The sequence below is a fragment of the Collibacillus ludicampi genome (assembly GCF_023705585.1).
GTDB classification, from domain to species: Bacteria; Bacillota; Bacilli; order Tumebacillales; family BOQE01; genus Collibacillus; species Collibacillus ludicampi.
This window is the reverse complement of the sequence record NZ_BOQE01000001.1, coordinates 800,310-823,722: the sequence shown is the minus strand read 5'-3', so window position 1 is coordinate 823,722 and position 23,413 is coordinate 800,310. Positions and strand designations below refer to the sequence as shown.

Genomic DNA, 23,413 nt, shown 5'->3' with positions numbered 1-23,413 from the left:
TTTGTGTGATTTCAGAATCTACGCTCCCCGAGAAACCCTGTATCCATTTGGATGAAAATATTCACTTGCTCAATGAACTGCTTGGGGCGGATATAAGCTGGGATATCATTCACAAAGAATTTCATTTCGGCGGAATACGCATGTATTCCTATTGTATAAATGGTTTTTTTTACACACAGAGCTTAGTAAACATTTTGAAAGATGTTTCCCGAATCATGGAAGAATACGTGTCCGAACATGACAAGATTGAAATTCAAAAGTTACAATCCTATCTGAATACGCACATTTCATTTGTCCAGGTTTCGACAGCATCGAATATGCGGGACATCCTGTATTTTATCTTATCCGGCCCAATCGTTTTCCTTTTCGATGGCCTGCAAGAAGCGCTCATCATCGATACGCGCGTGTATCCGTCTCGCAACCCGTCTGAACCCGAAGTTGAACGGGTGGTTCGCGGGCCGAGGGATGGCTTCACAGAAACGATGCTTACGAATACGGCGTTAATTCGTCGCCGCCTCCGTGACCCGAAACTTCGCATTGAACTGTTTCGAGTGGGTAAACGCTCGAAAACGGATGTCAGTCTGCTTTATATCGCAGACATCACCAATCCTCAACTGATCGATGAGATTCGAAAGCAGATCAAGGCGATCGACATCGATGGCATCCCGATGGCGGACGGGGCTTTGATCGATTATTTGACAGACCAGAAGACGAAGTGGAATATTTATCCCTCCGTTCGCTTGACAGAGCGTCCAGATGTTGCCGCGACGGCACTTTTGGAAGGACAGATTGTTGTCATCATCGATACGACGCCTGAGGCGTTGATTCTTCCATGCGTGTTTTTACAACATGTTCAACATCCAGACGATTATCATTTATCGCCTTTTGCGGGGACGTATTTTCGTTTGGCCTTATTGGGATCGCTAATTATCTCCATTTTCTTGAGTCCTTTGTGGCTGGCGTTAGTGGGACTCGGAACGGCATTACCGCAATGGCTGATGTTTATTAACCCGGACAATGAAAGCCAAATCCCGCTGACGCTTCAATTGCTCATTCTGGAATTTGGGGTCGATATCTTTCGTCGTGCCGTGGTCAATACACCTGTACCGATGGCGTCGGCGATCGGCTTTGTGTCAGCCGTCATTTTCAGTCAACTGGCCGTTAAAGCGAAACTTTTCGATACGGATGTGCTTGTCTACACGACGATGTGTGCGATGACGCAATATGCGACCGCATCATTGGAGTTATCGAATGCGAATCGGGTGGCTCGTGTCTTTCTGATTCTGATCACAGGGATTTTCAGCGTGTTTCATCTCGGTTGGTTGGGATTTTTGATCGGAATCATCATTCTGTTTATCGGTTTGTTACGGAAACGAGCGTTCGGAATCCCGTATCTTTGGCCACTGATTCCCTTTAATTGGGAAGCTTTTCAAGATATTCTGTTTCGGCAACCTTTCAAAAACAAAGCACATCGTCCCTCCATCTTTCGTCCGATCGATCCGACGAGAAAGTAGAACGAACGTTCAAGGTTACTGGTATAGCCGATCCGGTAGGACGTGCCGATAAAACGAACCCGGTCAGAACATACTAGTTCTGAGCGCGAGGAGGTGATCCTAGTGCCGGATGAAAGGGAAAGGGATTTACATCAGGAGATCCCGGGAGAGGGACTTGAAGTGTACGGCGAGAAAGAAGGCCTCGACGTGATTGATGTACCCAAGCTCATTGAGGAGGCCACACATCCCAAGCTTTTACCGAAATGGTTTAGAAAGAAAGACAAACATTACTCGTGAAACTTGTGACCCCATTATGGGGTCTTTTTTGTTTTATTTTAAATTCAATTTAACTTAATCAAAATAATCTTTCTAAATGAAAAATTAATCTCTATGAATCGATCTATGATAAGATACAGTAGTACTCTTGCAGAGGACTTATGTATTTATACAGAGGACATTAGTGAGTAGTGTATGTTGGAGGTGGACATGATGAACAATCTGGAAGGACAGTTGCGTAAAGAGATCGGCCTTACGGTTTCCATATCGATCGTCATCGGTACGGTGATCGGTTCCGGAATTTTCATGAAACCGGGAAAAGTGATCGCATCTGCAGGAGATCCCTCAATGGCTTTGCTCGCCTGGGTGCTTGGAGGTCTTCTCACATTGGCGGCGGGATTGACGATCGCGGAAGTAAGTACACAGATCCCGAAGACGGGAGGGCTGTATGTGTATCTGGAAGAAGTGTATGGGAAAATATGGGGGTTCATGAGCGGTTGGGTGCAAACGATCATTTACGGCCCTGCCGTCATCGGAGCGTTAGGGTTATATTTTGGATCCTTAGTGATTCATATGTTCGGAATGGCGGATGGGTGGAAGACGTCGATCGGGATTGCTGCCATCGTCTTTTTGGCAGTGATGAATAGCCTCGGTGCCAAATGGGGAGGATGGATTCAAACAGCTGCTACGCTCGGTAAGTTAATGCCAATCGCTTTGATCGCGATCTTCGGCATCTGGAAGGGACATGGGCAACTTTGGAATACAGGTGAATTGTCTTCACAAACAAATATGGGGGTAGCGATTCTTGCCACGTTGTGGGCGTATGACGGGTGGATCCTTATCGGACTTGTGGCGGGTGAAATGAAAAATCCCGCAAAGATGTTGCCCCGTGCGATCATCGGGGGATTAGCCGTTGTCATCGTCGCCTATCTGTCTGTCAACGTCGCCTTACTTCATGTATTGTCGGCCGATCAAATCGTGGCTTTGGGCGACAACGCCGCGAGCCAAGCGGCATCGTTGCTGTTCGGGGAGATCGGGGGGAAACTGATTCCCATCGGTATTCTCATATCGATTTTTGGCTGCCTAAATGGAAAGATTTTCACTTTCCCGCGCATCCCCTTTGCGATGGCGGAGCGGGCACAACTTCCGTTTTCCCGTGTCTTGTCGAAGGTGCATGAAAGATTCGGGACACCCGTTTTTGCGATCCTTCTTGAAACAATGATCGCCATCTTGCTCATGTTGCTAGGGAATCCTGATCGGTTATCCGATATCGCCATCTTCGCGATTTACATATTCTATATTCAAGCATTCCTCGCGGCCTTTATCCTGCGCAAACGAAATCCAGGAAAAGCGCGGATTTACAGTGTTCCCCTCTATCCGATCACCCCGATTCTCGCGATCATCGGCTCGGGATATGTGATCGTTAGCACAGTGATGACCAATCCGAGTGACACCATGTTTGCGATCGCTTTGACACTCATTGGGTTACCGCTCTATCTGTTGTTAAACCGTTCGGAAGCACAGATACTGGTTGATTCCCCGTCTAATCGATAGAAAAGTAGATGTGTTTCGGCATTGAAAACAAAAACGGCCCTCGTCTGCGAAGGCCGTTTTTTTTCGGAATGTGCTTCCTTCTTCTCTGGGCAGCGATTCATTCTCACTCTTCTCCCACTCTCACTTTTTAGAGAATATTCCTGATTTTCCTTCTTTAATCGTAGATATTTCTCTATTAGACCGAAATTCATGATATAATTGATTCTAGTATGATAAAAATAGAATCAGATCGTACAAATGTAGGGACAAGATGTATATTTTTCTGATTTGAAAGAAAACAAACATCTGAACGGTCGTTTTAATTTGCCTCGATAAGGGAGGACGAATGTCGTTGCGGTCTAAGAGTCAGTCTGAAAATCAATCGGTGCAGGATACAGATCACACGTTGAGTCGTTTGGCCTCCATTGGTCAAATGGCGGCCGGAATCGCGCATGAAGTCCGCAACCCGTTGACAGCGGTGAAAGGATTTCTGCAATTGATGCAGAAGGAATCTCCTCACGCTTTTTTGGAGACTGCATCTTCGGAATTGGAGAGAGCGATATCGACTCTTCAAAATTTATTGGAAGTTGCAAAACCTGATTTGGATGATGAGCCGTTTGTGGCCGTCAATCTTTGTTCTGAGTTGGAAGCGATTCTTTACTTGTTTCAAGATCAGATATACAGGGTACATATCGAAAAACACTTTCTCAATACGGACCAGATGATTTACGGGAAACGCAATCAGTTGAAAAAAGCGTTCTTTAACTTGCTGAAGAACGCGTTTGAAGCGATTCCCGACCGAGGAACCATCTCGATTCAACATTATCGAATGGGAGATTCGGTGTATGTAACCATTCAGGATACGGGGATCGGTATTCCTGAGGAAAAACTCTCGCTCTTGGGGACCCCCTTTTTCTCGATGAAGGAGAACGGGACTGGAATGGGACTCGCGCAAGTCTTTTCAACGATCTACCAACATGGCGCGACCATCGATGTAAAGAGCAAGGAAGGGAAAGGAACCACATTTACGATTATATTTCCCGTCACATTGAGACTCGAGGATGGAGTGATTGATATGCAATTGCAGTACATAAGCGGACAAAGTTTGCGGGACTTTATTCTTCAGAATGAAGATCGAATTCATGAGACGTTGAGCACACAGGTGAAAGATCTATTGCAACAAGTAGATTCTCGTTTTAGTAAAAATGTCTTTGAGACGTTTCAGAAAATGATTCATTTTCTAGTTGAAGGCAGACAACATGAACTTGTCGTTCTTGCCAAGGAACGCGGACAAATCGGAGCGAAAACGGATATTCCTTTAGTGGTTCTCCTGGAATTGATCCAGACGAAACGAAAAGTATATTGGGAAATTCTGCACCAATATTTTAAACAAGTCGACCTTGATAAAGAGAACTTCTTTCAACTGGAGAGGAAAACGAATTCGTTGTTTGACACGTATATCATGCATTACTTTTCAAGTTATATCGAATATAAGGATGAACTTCTCCGTGCTCAACGCGAGATCATTGATGATTTAACGGTTCCCATCATACCGATATCTTCGACAATGGCAGTATTGCCCATCTTGGGAACGGTGGATACATATCGGGCCAAGAGAATTCAGGAGCGAGCATTAACACAAATTTCCACTTTGAAAACAGAGAGGATTATCATCGATCTGTCTGGTGTCGCTATTATGGATACCGCGGTAGTCGGTCATTTGTTCCGGATTGTAGAGGGAATCAGTTTAATGGGCTGCAAGGCGGTCGTCACGGGTATTCGCCCGGAAATCGCGAACACAATGATCAATATGGGGATCTCATTGACGGGGAAAATCGAGACGAAAGGTACTTTACAACAAGCGATCGAGGAATTCGGTCTAAAATAAAGCAAATGTCGATTTACCGGAATTTACATTTGCGCTGATTATGTTCCATGTTATATAATAAGTGACTGCTAATAATGAACATCCATTCACTTCTATTGATTTTTTAACCGTATCATGAAATATATCGGTTAAGGAGGGATCTTGATGTTCTACATCTGCTTATCTTGCGGGCAATTCCATCAAGGTGATGAAGAACGTCGGATCGTCAATAGATGTGAGGATTGCGAAGAAGAACATTCATATGTTTGATTCCATCGGTCATACTAATCCTCGTATCACATCTAACGTTACGGGGAGGCACACGATGGAAACTCCAGAAATTGAATCGACAAACATTCCGAACGAAATCACGGAAGTGGATTTTCCTGAAATTGGAGAAACAACACCCCATCCGCAAACATCAGATCCGCAGGCAGGTACTTTTGCGGAAGGTGAGGGTGAGCGCAAGACGGAAAATAAAATCGGGTTTAAACAAGACGAGGCACCTTAAATTGAGGTGCCTTTTTCTTATTTGGCGAATCTTTTGGCGCGTGTCGCGTGTATAATTACAAAAAAAGAGGGGAAGCTTTCCCCTCTTAAATGAGTGTGTTACGTGAGAGTGTCTCTGGTTTTTAAAGCGTGTATGCTCTTTTTGTTTTTAATTTTTAGGTGATAATAGAGGTAGCATGCGAGCATAAAAGGGATCCCGCAATATAAAGCGATTCTTTGGTCCTTATCGAAGGCCATACTGATCAAGACGGTGATATTCAGTACGGTTCCAATGATGGGAAGGAACGGATAGAGCGGCGTGCGGAATTTAAGATCTTCAAGCTTGCCGCCTTCTGCAAGAAAACGCTTACGGAAAACATATTGGCTGGCGGTGATTGAAATCCACCCGACTTGTGCCCCCAATCCGGCAATGGAGATCAGCCAGAGATATATCGTGTTCTCAGCAACGACGCTGGAAAGCAAAGAGAGACAAGCGACTCCCATGGTCAGGAGCAAGGCGTTCATCGGGATACCCTTTTGTGTAGTTCTGCCAAAAACGGATGGTGCCATGTCACTTTGCGAAAGTGCCCAAAGCATCCGGGTTGCCGCATACAGTCCCGAATTGGCCACCGACAAGAGAGCGGTAAGAATGACGAAGTTCATGAGATCGGCCGCATAAGGAATCCCGATCTGATCGAATACGACGACGAACGGGCTCTCGATGACCCCTGCCTGCTTCCAGGGAATGAGTCCTGCGAGAACGAAAATGGCGAGCACGAAGAAAAACATGGTTCGCCAGACCGTATTTCTGATGGATCTAGGAATCGTCTGATCCGGCGTTTGGCTTTCTCCCGCGGCGATACCGATCAGTTCGGTTCCCTGGAATGAAAAGTTCACTGTGATCATCGTTAGGAGAAGCCCAGTAAACCCGTTGGGGAAGAGTCCGTCACTCAAGAAGTTCGATAGCATCGGGGCGGGTGTGTTCCCTTTCATATGAATCAAACCGAACATCGCTGCGCCGCCAAGGATAATGAATAAAATGATCGCTGTGACTTTCACACTGGCAAACCAGAATTCGGTTTCCGCGAAACTTCGCGCGGAAAGGGCATTGATAGCGAAGAGCAGAATGCCGAACACGGAGCACCAGACCCAGATAGGGGTATGGGGAAACCATCTTTGCATCAATGTCCCTGCCGAAACAAGCTCCAGAGCGACCGTAGCTGCCCACCCGAGCCAATAGGTCCAACCGATGGTGAAGCCAAAACCCGGGCCGATAAATTGAGTGCTGTACGTTTGGAACGAACCGGAAACCGGCATGGCAACGGCCAACTCTCCGAGGCAGAGCATCGTCAAGTACATAATCAAACCGCCGACGATATAAGACAGGACGGCTCCTCCTGGCCCGGCTTGGTTAATCGTGTAGCCGGTACCGAGAAAAAATCCGGAACCGATCACCCCGCCGAGGGAGATCATGAATAAATGTCTGCTTGTCATGGTACGTTTTAATTCGTTTTTCTGATTCATGCATCATTCTCCTTGATCCTATGTCTTAGAAGGAAATCATTCGTGTAAGCCATCTTGCGATCCATCCGTTCCTAATTTTAATGCAAAAGTCGTTCCAAAAGAAATTCATAGAAAGTTATCAATATTCTTCTTCTCCAATTCATAAAAAAATGCAAAAGAGGATGCAAAAATTTTGACAAACTGCAAAAAAGAAGGGGAAGATGCGTAACTTTTTGCACCTTGAACCCCAAAGAGAGGACATAATAAGATTGGCATAAAACTTGCTATGAAAATTTTGCAAATCAAATTGCCATAACATTTCTTTACGATAAAACGTGTGTTCAAAAGGAGTATGTGCGATGAAAAAAATGATCAGCATCATCGGGGTACCTATGGATCTTGGACAAAACAGACGCGGTGTGGATATGGGGCCCAGTGCCATCCGTTACGCCAATTTGAAAGAACGGATCAAGCGGCTCGGTTATAAGGTGGAAGACCGCGGAAACCTCCATGTTCCCACGGCAGAAACATATAAGATTGAAAACGAGAAATTGAAATACCTTCCGGCTGTAGTCAAAGTGAGCGAGGACATCTGCAAGGAAGTATCCGCCGTCGTAAAAGAGGGGCATTTTCCGATCATCTTGGGAGGCGATCACTCCATCGCAATCGGCAGTATCGCTGGCCTCACCCAAGTTTATAAAAAACTCGGGGTGATCTGGTTCGATGCACACGCAGATTTCAACACCGCAGAAACGACACCATCAGGTAACATTCACGGGATGCCGCTCGCATGCAGCCTGGGAATCGGACATGAAGATCTGATCAACATCGGCGGATTTTCTCCAAAGGTTGCTCCGGAAAACGTGGTCATCGTAGGCGCTCGTTCCGTCGATCCGGAGGAACGCGAATTGATTAAGCAGCATGGCATTACCTGTTTCACCATGCATGAAGTGGACAAGATGGGTATCGGCAAGGTGATGGAAGAAGCCATTCGCATTGCTTCAGAAGGCACAGACGGCATCCATCTGAGTCTCGATCTGGATTCGATCGACCCGGATATGGCACCGGGGGTTGGTACGCCGGTTCTTGGGGGCGTTACCTATCGGGAAGGCCATCTTGCGATGGAAATGTTGTATCAATCCGGAAAAGTGGTTTCTTGTGATGTAGTAGAGGTCAATCCCATTCTCGATAAGGAAAACAAGACTGCACGCACGGCGGTTGAGATGGTTTGCTCTCTTTTAGGCCAAAGTGTTCTTTAATTGCTATAAAATGAACGAGAAACGGAAGAAAGCCACTCTAAGCAGAGCGGCTTTCTTCTGTATGTGCGTCTTGAATCGTTGAGTGTCTTTCCAATTCGCTGTGTCTATACCCATACGTAAAGTAAATCACAAGTCCGATGGCAAACCAAACACCGAAACCGATCCAGGCGATACTGGATAATTGAAGAAGCAGATATCCGCAAGTGATTATCGAAAACAAGGGAACCCAAGGTACAAACGGTACTTTAAACCCCCTGCGTAAATTCGGTTGTGTCTTTCGCAAAACGAGAATCCCGATTGAAACGGTGATGAAGGCAAACAATGTGCCGATATTCGTCAAATCCGCCAATTTGTCGATCGGCATCATCCCAGCAAAGACGGAAACGATGATGCCGGTGAGCCAGTTGCTAAACGTTGGCGTTTGCGTCTTCCGATTGACGGAAGAGAGCACTTTCGGCAGCAATCCATCTCGGCTGATCGCATAGAAAAGGCGCGTCTGGCCGTATAGCAAGACGATCAGAACCGTCGTGATCCCGATAATGGCTCCGAGCGAGATAAAGCCCGCGACCCAATCTTGATGGATATACTGCAGAGCGTATGCCACAGGATTTTTTACGTCCAGTTGATTGTACGGAACAATTCCTGTCAAAACGGCCGATACTGTTATATACAAAACCGTACAAACTGCGAGCGATGCGAGAATACCGATAGGAACATCGCGTTGCGGGTTTTTTACTTCCTCTGCGGCGGTCGATACAGCGTCAAACCCGATGTATGTGAGAAAGGCGGTCGCTGCACCTGCGGCGACACCCGTAAAACCGTAGGGCATGAAAGGTGTCCAATTGTGCGGTTTGACATAACCGATTCCCACGGCGATAAATAACAGGACGACCGCGATTTTAATGATCACCAGGATCGAATTGAAACGGGCTGATTCTTTGACTCCTCTCGACAACAGAAAAGTCAGCAACAATGTGATGATAATGGCAGGCGCGTCGATGAACGTTCCTTTGGCAGGGTTATAGGCGCTTGAGATGACAGTAGGAATATGAATGCCAAACCCTTCAAGCAATCCTTGAAAATACCCTGACCATCCGCTAGCCACAAGGGAAGCGGCAAACCCGTACTCCAACAACAGATCCCATCCGAGCACCCATGCGATAAATTCTCCGAAGGTTGCATAGCTATAAGTATAGACACTGCCTGCTGCCGGAACGGTTGAGGCAAATTCGGCATAACAGAGAGCGGCCAACGCGCATGCCACACCGGCAATAAGAAAGGAAAGTACGAGAGCAGGCCCTGCATGTTTGGCTGCAGCGACTCCCGTCAGAACGAAGATCCCCGTTCCAATCATACAACCAATTCCGAGCATCGTCAGATCGAATGCCCCGAGACTCTTCTTCAGTGAAGAGTCCTTACTTTCTGACAATGCAAGGATCGATGCGATCGATTTCTTGCGAAACAAATTCATTGTTTTTATCACTTCCTACTCTTAGAATAGTATTACAATTTGAATTGTTTTTAGTGTTAAAGCGGGTAAAAGAAAAAACATGTACTATCATATTGCAAATTTCGACAAGTTTCAACAAACAATCACCGCAATATTTCAGAATATCTCCGAAAAAAACGGGAACCGTTTCCGCGAGACGGAACGGCCCTTATTTTTCTCTATGGTTCTTACGATACTTCAAAAAAGGTGCAGATTACCTTATTGTGGATATCAAGAATTGGAAGATTTGGGAGGGAATCGAACCGTGTCTAACTTCTTGGAATTTTCGTTCGAAGCGTTCTCTTATAAACTGTTTGTGCCAAGCGGATACAAAGAGGGGAATGCCGTCCCCTTGATGGTGATGCTTCATGGATGCAAACAAACCCCTGACGATTTCGCTCTGGGAACGAAGATGAACAAACTGGCGGAAAAGGAAACATTTCTGGTGCTTTATCCTGCTATGAATTATTTGTTTAATGCGGAAGGTTGCTGGAACTGGTTTTTGGAAGACAATCAGCACCGCCAAGTGGGTGAACCGGCAATCATCGCAGGCATGATTGAAGATGTGAAAAACAACTACAGTGTTGATGCGAGAAGGGTCTATGTGGCAGGCCTATCCGCAGGCGGAGCCATGGCTTCGATCATGGGGGCAACGTATCCCGACCTGTTCAGTGGGGTCGCCATTTGCTCCGGATTGGAGTATAGTGCGGTCGATGATGCGATCATGGCTGTCCCTGACGCATTTCACGCGATGGCGAACGGTGGGCCGGATCCGTACGAATGTGGTATCAAAGCGTTTCGCGAGATGGGTGAACACAGCCGGAAAATGCCGGTCATCGTGTTTCATGGAATCTGCGACACCACCGTACACCCAATCAATGCGCTTCAGGTGATTACGCAATGGGCGCAAACCAATTACCTCGTGGATGGCGGCGAAGGTCAAGTGAATGTACTCGCCTCGAAAGTGCAAGCGGGCATCATAAATGGAAGAAGCTTTTTGCAGCAAGTTTACCAAGACAAAAACGGATCACCATTCATGGAACTCTGGCTGATTGACGGCATGGGCCACGCGTGGTCAGGCGGAGATCATGAAGGTTCCTATACGGATCCGTTGGGACCTGATGCGACGGCTATCCTATGGGATTTTTTCAAACGAAATACGAACTGAGAATGGGAACATACTTTCACGGAACGAAAACGAAAAGCATACGCCCGTCAGTACAACACATACTTCAATATAAGCTATATTCCGCGTCATGTGGCGAGAGTTATGTAAAAAAGCCACCCCTTCTGTGGGTGGCCCATGATGGTGCGCCCGGTAGGAATCGAACCTACGCAAAACCTGGTTCCGGAGACCAGTGCTCTATCCACTGAGCTACGGGCGCAAAGATACGTTTCATTAGATTCTTATCTAAGATACACGATGCACGCCAAAAATGCAAGTAGTCAATCATGCCTCAAGCTGTACCATCTGAAGATGAAAAGTTTCTTGTACGGAGAAGAGAATAAAGTCTCCCACAAGCAACCGAGTGTCTTTTGGGTGGATAGTATCGCTTTGCAGCGCAGAGGTGAGTTGAAGGTCGTTCCGCTTCCTTTCGGACATTAAGGGGCATATGCTTGGCGTGAAACAGCGACTTTGGAGGTCGTCTCGCAACAATTAGATACATTCCAAGCGAGACGACCTCCACGGAGCATGAACGCCAAGCATATGCCGAAATGACGACCTTCATCGAACCCAAGCGCAAAGCGATATATCCACCCAAGCACGTCTCGTTGACCCGAAAAGCGGCGATTCGCTACAATGAGGACAGTCTTGGAATAGAAGACGCCTCATGAAAGGAGAGCCATTGGATTATGGGAATTGCGCGCGCATTGACAATCGCCGGATCGGACAGCGGAGGCGGTGCCGGAATACAAGCCGATCTCAAGACTTTTACCGTTCTCGGTGTTTACGGCATGTCCGCACTTACGGCGGTTACGGTACAGAATACAATCGGCGTTCACGGAATCTATAATCTCCCTGTGGAAGCGGTCGTGCAGCAGATCGATGCGGTGATCAGCGATATCGGCATCGATGCGGCCAAAACCGGGATGTTATCACAAGTCCCGATCATCATGGCGGTAGCGGAGAGGATCCGGCATTATCAAGTGGAAAACTTCGTCATCGATCCCGTTATGGTCGCCAAAGGGGGAGCACGTTTACTGGAAATGGAAGCGCAACACGCAATCATCAAGCATCTGCTGCCCCTCGCGAAAGTGGTCACCCCGAATCTTCCGGAAGCGGAAGTATTGACGGGCATGTCCATCCGTACGGTGGATGACATTCGTGAAGCGGCGAAACGGATCGTGGGTTTTGGAGCTAAAAGTGTGGTGATCAAAGGAGGGCATCTCGAAGGGGATGCGATCGACATTGTGTATGACGGCGACACATTTGTCGAATTGAAAGCGCCTCGTATCATGACACAACATACACACGGCACCGGGTGTACGTTCTCTGCCGCGATCACGGCAGAACTGGCCAAGGGAAGATCGGTTCAAGAAGCGGTCACTGTCGCGAAAGAGTTTATCACCTGTGCGATCCGGGATACGCTGGGACTCGGTCACGGACATGGCCCGACCAATCATTGGGCATACGGAAAACGACAAGGATAGCGTATAACTCGACATTGGATATCGTAACAAGCCCATTTTCGCGAAAATGGGCTTGTTATTGTTTTGTCCTTTCATCCGATGGAGACGCATGGTGTTTATGATTGCGGGTCGTCGTCAACAAGCGATCAAATATGCCATCGACCAGAGGTTCAAGCGTTTGCAACCCTACCTCCGTGATCCCTCCTGGGACCGAAACTCGTTGAATCACGTCCTCGAATGTGAATTCTCCATCTATGAAAAGCTTACCTAATCCATGCACCATCTCCATGATCAGTCCCTTTGCCATCTCTTCGGAAATCCCGCCTTGACGAACTGCCGCGATGGCGAATTCACGCAAGAGAAAAGAGAGGAATGCAGGTCCGCAACTGGCCAGATCTGCACATATGCGCGTATCTTTTTCGTCAATGCGATACGGTTTGCCAATCAGGGTAAGCCATTGACCGATTTCTATACAATCCCTTTCCGATAAACGGCTTCCATACATGGTGAGTATCACTCCAGAGGATACCATTTGGGTAATGGAAGGGATAATTTTAACGACACGGCTTGGGACATACGCCTCCAGATCCTTAACAGAAAGTGCGGAAGTTATAGAAACGAGATATTGCTCTGTTTGAAGCACGGGACGAATCTGTTGAAGGACGGGAATCGCATCTCCCGGTTTCACACACAAAAACAGCAGATCACAAGATTGGGCCACTTCGCAAGGGGTGGATTTCACTTCCACAGACGGAAAGCGAGCGGTAATCGCTTGTATTTTGGCAGCAGAACGATTGCAGGCGACGATCGATAGATCAGGACTCTGGGAACGTAGAAATGACTCGATCAACATACTCCCCATACTTCCCGTGCCAATGAATCCCATACGCAAGGCGGTCCCCTCCTAGTAGCGACATCTCTGTACATTCTATTCATGGAGATACGAGGAGGATGACAAGAAAACAATAATCATAAATCTGGTGGATGACAATCATGCTCTACTTTGTATACACTAGAGATATAAAAGTGCCGGTATAGGGAGGGGGATATCATGCAAATAGGGTTTGGCTTATGGCAAGAACAGACACAGAAGTTAGTGATGACTCCCGAATTGCGGCAAGCGATCACCGTTTTGCAGTTTTCATCTCAAGAACTTCTTGAATATATAGAAAACGAGATGACACACAATCCCGTGATTGAATGGAGCGCGTCCGATTGGGCGAAGGTCGCACAGCAACAGCGGGAGGGAATGGGACGAGAACGGGCATCTTTACGCGAGGCAAAGGAAGTGCCGTTTGAGGCGGTTGTACGCAAGCCGGAAACGTTACAGGAACATTTGTTGACCCAACTGGCCCTTCTACACATATCCCCTTTGGAAAGAAAAATTGCGGAATACATTATCGGCAATTTGGACACGAACGGGTATTTGTCGATGGATATCACGGAGATGGCTTCTTTATTAAGAGTAAAAGCCGCAGACGTGGAGAAAGCTCTTCACCATGTGCAATCGCTTGAACCGACCGGAGTCGGTGCGAGGAATCTGCGCGAATGCTTGTTGCTTCAATTGCGGGAGATGGGTGAAGACACGCCTGTCATGAGCAAGCTGGTGCAAGAACATTTGCAGGATTTGGCGGATGCGAAATATTCGAAAATCGCGGAATCGCTTGGTATTACACAATTGGAGGTTCAAGCCGCATCCGACCTTTTGAAAACGTTGGATCCGAAACCGGGCCGCGCATATTCGGACGAACATCCCGCATATGTCGTTCCTGATATTACGATTGAAAAGGTCGGAGGCGAATATGTGGTCGTGTTGAATGACCGGGTGTTACCACGGCTTCATATTAACGATTTTTATCGCGGCATTCTTTCCGGAGGAAAGAAAGACGTGTGTTCGGAGACACGCGAGTACATTACGGGGAAGCTGAATTCAGCGCTTTGGCTTTTGAAGAGCATCGAACAAAGGCGCAACACGATCTATAAAGTCACACAAGCGATCGTTGAAATGCAAAGGGACTTCTTTGAATATGGCATCGACGGATTGAAACCGCTTACTCTTCGTCAGGTGGCTGAAAAAGTGGAATTGCATGAGTCGACGGTCTCACGTGCTACTACAGGTAAGTATGTCCAAACGCCCCGCGGTGTCTTCGAATTGAAATACTTTTTTACTTCGGGCGTATCCACCGATTTCGGCGGAAGCGCCTCGGCGGAGAGTATTAAAGCAAAGATCAAGAAATGGATCGCACAGGAGAATCCCAAAGTGCCGTTATCCGATCAGAAGATCACGGACTTGCTCAAACAGGAAGGGATTCAGATCTCTCGCAGAACGGTTGCCAAATACCGGGAAGAGATGGGGATTCTATCTTCCGCTAAGCGCAAACGGATATAAGAAACGGATGTCACTAGAAGCGTCCACTATGCCGCAAGCGGCACCATCAGAGGATGAAAAGTTTCTTGTGCGGGAAGAGAGATTTAAGCTGCCTAATGCAACGGAGTATCTATTGGGTGGGTTGTATCGCTTTGCAGCGCAGAGGTGAGTTGAAGGTCGTTCCGCTTCCTTTCGGACGTTAAGGCATATGCTTTGCGCGTAATAGCGACTTTGAAGGTCGTCTCGCAACATATGATTATGATTCCATGCGAGACGACCTTCACGGAGCATAAGCGCAAAGCGATACACCCACCCAAGCACCAGTTTTCAAGATAGCTCACTTGCAAAAAGATTCTCAGAGCAGCAACCATATTCAAGTTTGAAAATTACCGATTGTGAGTTGCAGGATGAATGAACTTGGAGTATGATAAAAGTGCAGAATGAATTCTGCCAATTTTTTTAAACCATCTGGGACGAAAAATGTACAACCGGGACATTATTAGTCCCTGTATAAGGGGACTGCAGAAGAGACATGAAAGACTTGATCGCCATTCAGCAAAAGCTGGTGCCCGATTTGTTGGCGCAGATGAAAAAACGATATCAGATTTTGCAACAAATCTATTTTGCACAACCGATCGGAAGGCGTAGTCTCGCGCAGAATTTAAATACGACGGAACGCATCTTGCGGACAGAGGTTGAATTTTTAAAAGAACAAGGGCTCGTTTTCGTGGAAAATATAGGAATGCGTCTGACCGAAGAAGGAAGGCAACTCATCGAAGAGCTCGATACGTTCATGCGTGATACGGAAGGAATCCTGGCACTTGAAGGCCGCCTCGCTCAAATTCTCGGGATACCTATTGTTCATATTGTTCCGGGGAACACCGATGAAGATGCATTAACGAAAAGGGCGTTGGCTGCTGCAGCAGCACGATTCATCCGTAAAGTCCTGCAGCCGGGTGACGTGATCGCTGTCACCGGAGGGACGACGATTGCCGCTATTGCTGAAATGATGCCGTCCATCCATCTTCCTTTCACGGTGGAAGTTGTGCCGGCAAGGGGAGGCATAGGTGAGAATGTGGAGTTTCAGGCGAACACCATCGCCTCCCGTCTGGCTCAAAAATTGGGAGGGACTTACCGCATGCTGCATGCTCCCGACAATTTGAGCGAAGAAGCCTATCATTCTCTTCTGGCCGACCCTTCCGTTCAGGAGAGCCTTGCCCATATTCGTCAGGCGAGGCTGGTGGTTCATGGAATTGGGCAGGCTATGGTCATGGCAGAACGGAGGAATACTTCGGAAGATGTGAAACGTTTGTTGCGCGAGAACGGGGCTGTCGCGGAAGCGTTCGGTTATTATTTCAATGCGGACGGAAGCATCGTCTATGCCATGAACTCATTGGGACTGCGCTTGGGAGATTTGGAGAGCGTGGAAACGATCATCGGTGTGGCTGGCGGTGAAAGCAAAGCCGAGGCGGTGTTTTCTGTGGCGAAAGGCACCAGACAAGACGTTTTGATCACTGATGAAGCGTGCGCGAAGCGCATTCTTGCGATTTGTTCATAAAAAGGATTTACATCAGGGAGGATATTGATATGGCAATCAAAGTGGGGATTAATGGTTTCGGAAGAATCGGGCGCAACGTTTTTCGTGCGGCACTTAAAAATCAGAATATCGAAATCGTAGCCGTCAACGATTTAACGGACGCGCAAACATTGGCGATGCTGCTGAAATACGACTCCGTGCACGGTCAATTTCCTGGCGAAGTAGAAGCGAAAGAAGGAAAGCTGATCGTTAACGGCAAAGAGATTCAAGTATTGGCGGAGCGTGAACCGGGCAAACTTCCTTGGGGCCAACTCGATGTCGATATTGTCGTCGAGTCAACGGGGCGTTTTACAGACAAAAATCAAGCGGTCGCGCACATCGAGGGCGGCGGAGCGAAGAAAGTGATCATTTCCGCACCGGCAAAGAATGAAGACATCACCATCGTCATGGGGGTTAATGAAGAGAAGTATGATCCGGCAAATCACCATGTGATCTCAAACGCATCCTGCACGACGAACTGTCTGGCTCCGTTTGCCAAAGTCTTGCATGAGAAGTTTGGGATTCGCCACGGGCTAATGACGACCGTTCACTCCTATACGAACGATCAGCAGATTTTAGATCTTCCGCATAAAGATCTGCGTCGTGCGCGTGCCGCAGCCATGTCGATCATTCCTACGACGACAGGAGCCGCCAAAGCGGTCGCATTGGTTCTGCCGGAACTCAAAGGAAAGCTCAACGGTTTTGCGATGCGCGTTCCAACGCCCAACGTGTCTGTAGTGGATCTGAATGTTGAATTGGAAAGAGAAACGACAGCCGAAGAAATCAATGCGGTATTGAAAGAAGCGGCGGAAGGACCTCTGAAAGGTATCCTCGGTTTCAGTGATCTCCCGCTCGTATCCCGTGACTATAACGGCAACCCGCTGTCTTCGATTATCGATGGTCTCTCAACGATGGTGCTGGATGGAACCATGGCGAAAGTTGTTTCCTGGTATGATAACGAATGGGGTTATTCCAATCGTGTGGTAGACCTCGCGAACTATATCGGAGAAAGATTATAAACTCAACTTTTCATCGAACCTGGACAGTAGCCGTCCCGCGTAGATTCTGGTACAATAGCGAAAGTGAGGAGAATGAAGCCATTCTCCTCTTTTCCTATGTACATACCGATACAGGAGGTCAAATTCATATGAACAAAATGACCGTAAAAGATATCGATGTGCGTGGCAAACGCGTATTTGTGCGCGTTGATTTTAACGTTCCGCTCGAAAACGGTCGCATCACAGACGATACACGAATTCAGGCGGCTCTTCCCACGATCCGGTACCTGATCGATCAAGGAGCCAAGGTGATCCTGGCGAGCCACCTGGGTCGTCCGAAAGGGGAAGTGAATCCGAAATACAGCCTGGATCCTGTCGCGGTTCGCTTGTCCGAATTGCTCGGAAAGAATGTGGAAAAAGCGTCCGACTCCATCGGTGATGCTGTGAAGGAACGCGTAAACCTCATGCGAGAGGGAGATGTCTTACTTTTAGAAAATGTGCGTTTTCACAAAGGAGAAGAAAAGAATGATCCGGAACTGGCACGAGCTTTTGCCGAGTTAGCGGATGTGTATGTCAACGATGCGTTCGGTGCCGCCCATCGCGCGCATGCGTCGACAGCGGGAATCGCGAACTATCTTCCTGCGGTCGCCGGTTTTCTGATGGAAAAAGAAATCGATATTATGGGACGTGCGCTCTCCGACCCCGATCGTCCGTTTGCGGCGATTATTGGAGGTGCCAAAGTCAGCGACAAAATTTCGGTGATCGAGAACCTTCTCACGAAAGTCGATACCTTGATCATCGGCGGAGGCATGGCCAACACGTTTCTTGCCGCGCAAGGATATAAACTTGGAAAGTCGCTTGTCGAAGAGGATAAGATCGATATTGCGAAAGCGTTACTTGCTCGTGCGGAGGAGAAATTGTTGTTGCCGGTGGATCTTGTCGTCGCAAACGCTTTTCAGCCGGATGCGGATCACCAAGTCGTTTCCCTCTCAGACGTTCCGGAAGATTGGATGGCTCTCGATATCGGACCGAAAACGGTCGAGCGTTATGCGGAAGTGATCCGAAAAGCCAAGACGGTCATCTGGAACGGACCGATGGGCGTTTTTGAAATGGACGTATTTGCGGTGGGCACCAATGCGATCGCCAAAGCGATGGCGGAAGTGGAAGGAACGACCATTGTCGGTGGAGGCGATTCGGTTGCCGCCGTGGAGAAAACCGGCTTGGCAGATAAAATGACACATATCTCTACCGGTGGCGGTGCTTCTCTCGAGTTTTTGGAAGGGAAAGCACTGCCAGGTGTTGTCGCATTGCGCGATCGTGCGTAGACTGCAGGTGATTCCCAACAAAGGAGTTGGTTTCCAACGATGCGTAAACCAATCGTAGCAGGCAACTGGAAGATGTATAAAACGCCAAGTGAAGCGGTCAATTTCGTTCGGGAAGTGGGAAATTCCTTCGTTTCCGTGACCGGAATCGATATCGTGATTTGCGCGCCGTTTACCGCATTGGATCGCCTGGGGGAAGCGGTTGCCGGCAAAAACATGGCCCTTGGCGCACAAAACATGCACTTTTTAAAAGAAGGTGCATTCACCGGAGAGATCGCACCAGGCATGCTCGTCGAACTCGGGGTGAAATATGTGATCATCGGTCACTCGGAGCGTCGCCAATTTTTCAATGAGACCGATGAGAGTGTCAACATGAAAGTGAAGGCTGCTCTCGCCGCCGGATTGGTTCCGATCGTTTGTGTCGGCGAAAAGTTGGCAGAGCGGGAAGTAGGTGATACATTTAAAGTCGTCGACGCTCAAACGCGCGCCGCGTTCGCCGGCGTTTCCCAAGAGCAAGCGAAGGATATCGTGATCGCTTATGAACCGATCTGGGCGATCGGTACGGGCAAGACGGCAACCGCCCAAGATGCGAATGAAGTTTGTGCACATATTCGACAAACGGTGGGCACTTTGTATGACGGGGAAACGGCACAGGCGATTCGCATTCAATATGGCGGTTCAGTCAAACCGGAGAATATTGCAGAACTGATGGAACAGCCACATATCGACGGGGCACTCGTCGGTGGTGCGAGTTTGCAGCCGCAGTCATTCGTAGCTCTCGTGCAAGCGGCACATAAGCAGTAAGGAGGAATGCGACATGGCACGACCGAAACCGGTCGCCCTCATCATTCTTGATGGTTTTGGTTTACGTGAGAAGACGGAGGGCAATGCTGTCGCTCTGGCGAAAAAACCGAATTTTGACCGCTATTGGTCGACCTTTCCGCATACGACTTTGGGGGCTAGCGGTGAATCGGTAGGTTTGCCGGAAGGACAAATGGGCAATTCCGAAGTAGGGCATTTGAACCTTGGTGCGGGCCGGGTCGTATATCAGGATTTAACGCGCGTGACCAAGGCGATCCGTGAAGGCACTTTTTTCGAGAATGAGACGTTCAAGAACGCGATGCGTCATGTGAAAGAAAAAGGTTCGGCATTGCATCTCTACGGTCTCGTATCTGACGGCGGTGTTCATTCACACATCGATCACCTTTTCGCTTTGTTGGAAATGGCGAAAAGGGAGAACATTGAAAGAGTGTATGTTCACGCATTCCTCGACGGGCGTGACGTCTTGCCGGGTAGTGCTGTGAGATATATCGAGGCGCTGGAAAGCAAAATGAAAGAACTCGGGGTAGGACAGATCGCTACGATCCAGGGACGATACTACTCAATGGATCGCGACAAGCGTTGGGAACGTACCGAGAAAGCGTATCGAGCCATGGTCTATGCGGAGGGGCCTGCCTATACCGATCCGCTGCAAGCACTCAAAGAATCATACGAGAAGTCGGTGACAGACGAATTCGTCATGCCGACCGTGATCGTGCGTGAAGATGGTACGCCTGTCGGACAAATCCGCGATCATGATGCGGTCATCATGTTCAATTTCCGGCCGGACCGAGCGATTCAGATATCGCAAGTATTCACGAACGAAGACTTCCGCGGATTCGATCGCGGGGATCGCTTCCCGAAAGACTTGTTCTATGTATGCATGACCAAATTCTCCGAGTCGGTGGGCGGTTATGTCGCATACAAACCGACAGACCTTGATAATACCCTGGGAGAAGTAGTCGCTCAGCACGGTCTGAAACAGTTACGCATCGCTGAAACGGAGAAATATCCGCATGTGACCTTTTTCTTCTCCGGCGGACGAGAAGCCGAGTTTCCGGGGGAAAAGCGGGTCTTGATCCCATCTCCCAAGGTGGCTACATATGACTTGAAACCGGAAATGAGCGCATATGAAGTGGCGGAAGCTGCCGTAAAGGAAATCGAAGAAGATGCACACGACGTGATCATCCTCAATTTCGCCAATCCGGATATGGTCGGCCATACGGGAAGCTTGGAAGCGACGATCAAGGCGGTCGAGGCGGTGGATGAGTGTCTTGGCAAAGTTGTCGATACGATTCTCGCCAAAGGCGGAGTCGCCATGATCATTGCCGACCATGGGAATGCGGAAACGATGATCGATGAGGAAACAGGCGCTCCTTGCACGACGCATACTACCAATCCCGTTCCCTGCATCATTACGAAAGAAGGCCTTGAATTGAGGGAAGACGGGATTCTCGCTGACGTTTCACCAACACTTTTGAAATTGTTGGGCGTGGAGCAACCTAAAGAGATGACGGGCAAACCGATTTTTTAGGAGTCATGCGACGGAGCCTTCTCCAACGAACCCAAGCACTAATATTCTTATCTAGAAAAAGGAGTGGACACCAATGAGTATTATCTATGACGTACGTGCGAGAGAAGTATTGGATTCACGCGGCAATCCGACTGTTGAAGTGGAAGTGGAATTAGAGTCGGGTGTCGTATCCAGAGCCATCGTGCCTTCAGGTGCATCGACTGGTGCCTATGAAGCGGTTGAATTACGCGATGGGGATAAAAACCGTTACCTGGGAAAAGGTGTATTACAAGCTGTTGAAAATGTGAACGATGTCATTGGACCGGAGATCCTTGGCATGGATGCGCTTGATCAAGTGGGTATCGATAAGTTGATGATCGAGCTGGACGGGACGGAAAACAAGGGTAAACTCGGTGCCAATGCCATTCTTGGCGTATCGATGGCGGTTGCCCGTGCGGCGGCTGATTATCTTGGACTTCCCCTCTATGTATACCTTGGAGGATTCAACGCGAAAACATTGCCTGTACCCATGATGAATATCCTCAACGGAGGAAAACATGCGGACAATAACGTTGATATTCAAGAGTTCATGATCATGCCTGTGGGTGCTGAATCTTTCCGTGAAGCTCTGCGTATGGGTGCTGAAGTTTTCCACAGTCTGAAAGCGGTGCTGAAGGAAAAAGGTTTGAACACAGCAGTGGGGGACGAAGGCGGCTTTGCTCCGAACCTGTCTTCCAATGAAGAAGCGTTGCAAGTGATCATGCAAGCGATCGAGCGTGCAGGTTACACACCTGGCGAACAGATCCGCCTCGCTCTCGATGTAGCATCCACCGAGCTTTACAAGGATGGAAAGTATCATCTTGAAGGGGAGGGCAAGGTAAGAACGGCGGAAGAGATGATCGCATACTACGAAGAGTTGTGTGCGAAATATCCGATTGTCTCCATTGAAGACGGACTTTCAGAAGACGATTGGGAAGGATGGAAACTGTTAACCGAACGTCTGGGCCATAAGGTACAGCTCGTGGGTGATGACCTTTTTGTTACGAATACAACCCGTCTGGCACAAGGTATCGAGAAAGGTGTCGGTAACTCGATCCTCGTGAAGGTGAACCAAATCGGAACGCTGACAGAGACGTTTGACGCGATTGAAATGGCGAAACGCGCTGGGTATACCGCAGTGATTTCCCACCGTTCGGGCGAGTCGGAAGATGTAACGATCGCCGATATCGCGGTTGCCACGAACGCCGGTCAGATCAAAACGGGTGCACCCTCCCGTACCGATCGCGTAGCGAAATACAACCAATTGCTGCGTATCGAAGACCAACTGGATTACACGAGCCGCTTCGCCGGTATGCAAGCATTTTATAATTTAAAAAAGTAGCCACTGCCGCAAGCGGCGCCTGCAGAGGATGAAAAGTGTCTTGTGCGGGAAAAGAGGTTTAACGCTACCAAATGCAACGGAGTGGCTTTTGGGTGGGTTTTATCGCTTTGCGGCGCAGAGGTGAGTGGAAGGTCGTTCCGCTTCCTATAAGCTGTTGAGAGGGCATATGCTTTGCGTGAAACAGCGACTTTGGAGGTCGTCTCGCGACCATTGATCGTTATTCAAGCGAGACGATCTCCACGGAGCATGAACGCAAAGCATATGCCCGATAATCGAACCCAAGCGCAAAGCGATACACCCCCCCAAGCACTAGTTGTCAAATTAGAGAAGTTCAATTCTCAAGATTCTTCATCAGTCGTCTTACAAGCGACCTTTGGGCGGCGCTACCTGCCCAAAATCAAGTGGTTGCCAGTCTACCGCTTCATATGATACAGTGATTGTATCTTATGCCTATGCAGGACGGAAAGGAGGCAACCTGGTTGTTTCACGGTGAAAACCAGGTGTTCGTATCATGCTAACCCTTGCGAAAGTTCTTCTCGTTATCGTAAGTATCACGTTAATCATCGCTGTCTTGCTCCAATCCGGGCGTAGTGCAGGCCTCGGCGGGCTCGCGGGCGGCACGGAGCAAATGATGGGGCGGAAGGCGCGAGGGTTAGATGCTGTGATGGCTAAGATCACTGCAGGTTTAGCCACCGCTTTTATTCTTTTGTCCATCTGGGTAGCTTGGCTGGTCAGCCACTCTGCAAGTGCATAATGAACAGATCATAGAAGTACCGTTCGTATGAGCGGTACTTTTTTTGCCATAAGTCTCCTATCGGTCTGATGATTTTTCTTTTTGAGAGATAATGTATGTTAGTGGAAAGAGATACTCATAGTAATAGCAAATGACATACATA

Annotated in this window: 19 protein-coding genes and 1 tRNA gene; 16 read left to right on the top strand and 4 right to left on the bottom strand. The window is 48.3% G+C overall.

Annotated features, from left to right (window positions below; all coding sequences use genetic code 11):
- Nucleotides 1–5: 5 nt before the first annotated feature.
- The 5 genes from DNHGIG_RS04225 (at nt 6) to DNHGIG_RS04205 (ending at nt 5,680) form a co-directional block, all read left to right on the top strand.
- Nucleotides 6–1,514, top strand: a complete 1,509-nt coding sequence (locus DNHGIG_RS04225) for a spore germination protein (RefSeq protein ID WP_282198491.1) — start codon at nt 6–8, stop codon at nt 1,512–1,514.
- A 102-nt stretch (nt 1,515–1,616) separates the two neighbouring features.
- Nucleotides 1,617–1,790, top strand: a complete 174-nt coding sequence (locus DNHGIG_RS04220; RefSeq protein WP_282198490.1) for a hypothetical protein — start codon at nt 1,617–1,619, stop codon at nt 1,788–1,790.
- A gap of 192 nt (nt 1,791–1,982) precedes the next feature.
- Nucleotides 1,983–3,323 (top strand): APC family permease, encoded by a 1,341-nt coding sequence (locus DNHGIG_RS04215; protein ID WP_282198489.1) that lies wholly within the window; start codon nt 1,983–1,985, stop codon nt 3,321–3,323.
- Nucleotides 3,324–3,654: 331 nt separating this feature from the next.
- Nucleotides 3,655–5,190, top strand: a complete 1,536-nt coding sequence (locus DNHGIG_RS04210) for an ATP-binding protein (RefSeq protein WP_282198488.1) — start codon at nt 3,655–3,657, stop codon at nt 5,188–5,190.
- Nucleotides 5,191–5,494: 304 nt separating this feature from the next.
- A complete protein-coding gene (locus tag DNHGIG_RS04205; RefSeq protein WP_282198487.1) occupies nt 5,495–5,680 on the top strand; it encodes a hypothetical protein in 186 nt (61 codons plus the stop codon).
- 98 nt (nt 5,681–5,778) lie between these two features.
- Here the strand turns inward: DNHGIG_RS04205 and DNHGIG_RS04200 are convergent, their stop codons facing one another.
- The gene (locus DNHGIG_RS04200; protein ID WP_282198486.1) at nt 5,779–7,182 is read right to left on the bottom strand and encodes an amino acid permease; all 1,404 of its coding nucleotides are present in this window, start codon (nt 7,180–7,182) and stop codon (nt 5,779–5,781) included.
- A 338-nt stretch (nt 7,183–7,520) separates the two neighbouring features.
- On the opposite strand from DNHGIG_RS04200, the gene rocF reads away from it, so the two are divergent.
- Nucleotides 7,521–8,420: an arginase gene (gene rocF, locus DNHGIG_RS04195; RefSeq protein WP_282198485.1), complete on the top strand. Its 900-nt coding sequence runs from the start codon at nt 7,521–7,523 to the stop codon at nt 8,418–8,420.
- A gap of 37 nt (nt 8,421–8,457) precedes the next feature.
- Here the strand turns inward: rocF and bcaP are convergent, their stop codons facing one another.
- Nucleotides 8,458–9,891: a branched-chain amino acid transporter BcaP gene (gene bcaP, locus DNHGIG_RS04190; RefSeq protein WP_282198484.1), complete on the bottom strand. Its 1,434-nt coding sequence runs from the start codon at nt 9,889–9,891 to the stop codon at nt 8,458–8,460.
- A gap of 283 nt (nt 9,892–10,174) precedes the next feature.
- Here bcaP and DNHGIG_RS04185 point away from each other — a divergent pair, with 283 nt between their 5' ends.
- Complete coding sequence (locus DNHGIG_RS04185) at nt 10,175–11,077, top strand: extracellular catalytic domain type 1 short-chain-length polyhydroxyalkanoate depolymerase (protein WP_282198483.1); 903 nt, start codon at nt 10,175–10,177, stop codon at nt 11,075–11,077.
- A gap of 139 nt (nt 11,078–11,216) precedes the next feature.
- Here the strand turns inward: DNHGIG_RS04185 and DNHGIG_RS04180 are convergent.
- Nucleotides 11,217–11,294: transfer RNA gene (locus DNHGIG_RS04180), tRNA-Arg, on the bottom strand.
- A gap of 469 nt (nt 11,295–11,763) precedes the next feature.
- Here DNHGIG_RS04180 and thiD point away from each other — a divergent pair.
- The gene (gene thiD / locus DNHGIG_RS04175) at nt 11,764–12,561 is read left to right on the top strand and encodes a bifunctional hydroxymethylpyrimidine kinase/phosphomethylpyrimidine kinase (RefSeq protein ID WP_282198482.1); all 798 of its coding nucleotides are present in this window, start codon (nt 11,764–11,766) and stop codon (nt 12,559–12,561) included.
- A gap of 55 nt (nt 12,562–12,616) precedes the next feature.
- On the opposite strand, the gene DNHGIG_RS04170 is transcribed toward thiD, so the two are convergent.
- On the bottom strand, nt 12,617–13,426 hold the full coding sequence (locus DNHGIG_RS04170) for a pyrroline-5-carboxylate reductase dimerization domain-containing protein (RefSeq protein WP_282201349.1): 810 nt from the start codon (nt 13,424–13,426) through the stop codon (nt 12,617–12,619).
- 165 nt (nt 13,427–13,591) lie between these two features.
- Between DNHGIG_RS04170 and rpoN the strand changes: the two genes are divergently transcribed.
- The 8 genes from rpoN (at nt 13,592) to secG (ending at nt 23,271) form a co-directional block, all read left to right on the top strand.
- Nucleotides 13,592–14,929: an RNA polymerase factor sigma-54 gene (gene rpoN / locus DNHGIG_RS04165; protein WP_282198481.1), complete on the top strand. Its 1,338-nt coding sequence runs from the start codon at nt 13,592–13,594 to the stop codon at nt 14,927–14,929.
- Between the two features lie 511 nt (nt 14,930–15,440).
- A complete protein-coding gene (locus DNHGIG_RS04160; protein ID WP_282198480.1) occupies nt 15,441–16,466 on the top strand; it encodes a sugar-binding transcriptional regulator in 1,026 nt (341 codons plus the stop codon).
- Between the two features lie 29 nt (nt 16,467–16,495).
- On the top strand, nt 16,496–17,503 hold the full coding sequence (gene gap, locus DNHGIG_RS04155; protein WP_282198479.1) for a type I glyceraldehyde-3-phosphate dehydrogenase: 1,008 nt from the start codon (nt 16,496–16,498) through the stop codon (nt 17,501–17,503).
- 128 nt (nt 17,504–17,631) lie between these two features.
- Nucleotides 17,632–18,807, top strand: coding sequence for a phosphoglycerate kinase (locus DNHGIG_RS04150; protein ID WP_282198478.1), 1,176 nt, complete (start codon nt 17,632–17,634; stop codon nt 18,805–18,807).
- 39 nt (nt 18,808–18,846) lie between these two features.
- Complete coding sequence (tpiA, locus tag DNHGIG_RS04145) at nt 18,847–19,608, top strand: triose-phosphate isomerase (protein ID WP_282198477.1); 762 nt, start codon at nt 18,847–18,849, stop codon at nt 19,606–19,608.
- A gap of 13 nt (nt 19,609–19,621) precedes the next feature.
- Nucleotides 19,622–21,157, top strand: coding sequence for a 2,3-bisphosphoglycerate-independent phosphoglycerate mutase (gpmI, locus tag DNHGIG_RS04140; RefSeq protein ID WP_282198476.1), 1,536 nt, complete (start codon nt 19,622–19,624; stop codon nt 21,155–21,157).
- Nucleotides 21,158–21,230: 73 nt separating this feature from the next.
- Entirely contained in the window at nt 21,231–22,517 is a 1,287-nt protein-coding gene (gene eno / locus DNHGIG_RS04135) for a phosphopyruvate hydratase (RefSeq protein ID WP_282198475.1), read from the top strand.
- A 511-nt stretch (nt 22,518–23,028) separates the two neighbouring features.
- Nucleotides 23,029–23,271: a preprotein translocase subunit SecG gene (gene secG / locus DNHGIG_RS04130; protein WP_282198474.1), complete on the top strand. Its 243-nt coding sequence runs from the start codon at nt 23,029–23,031 to the stop codon at nt 23,269–23,271.
- The last annotated feature ends 142 nt before the right edge of the window (nt 23,272–23,413 follow it).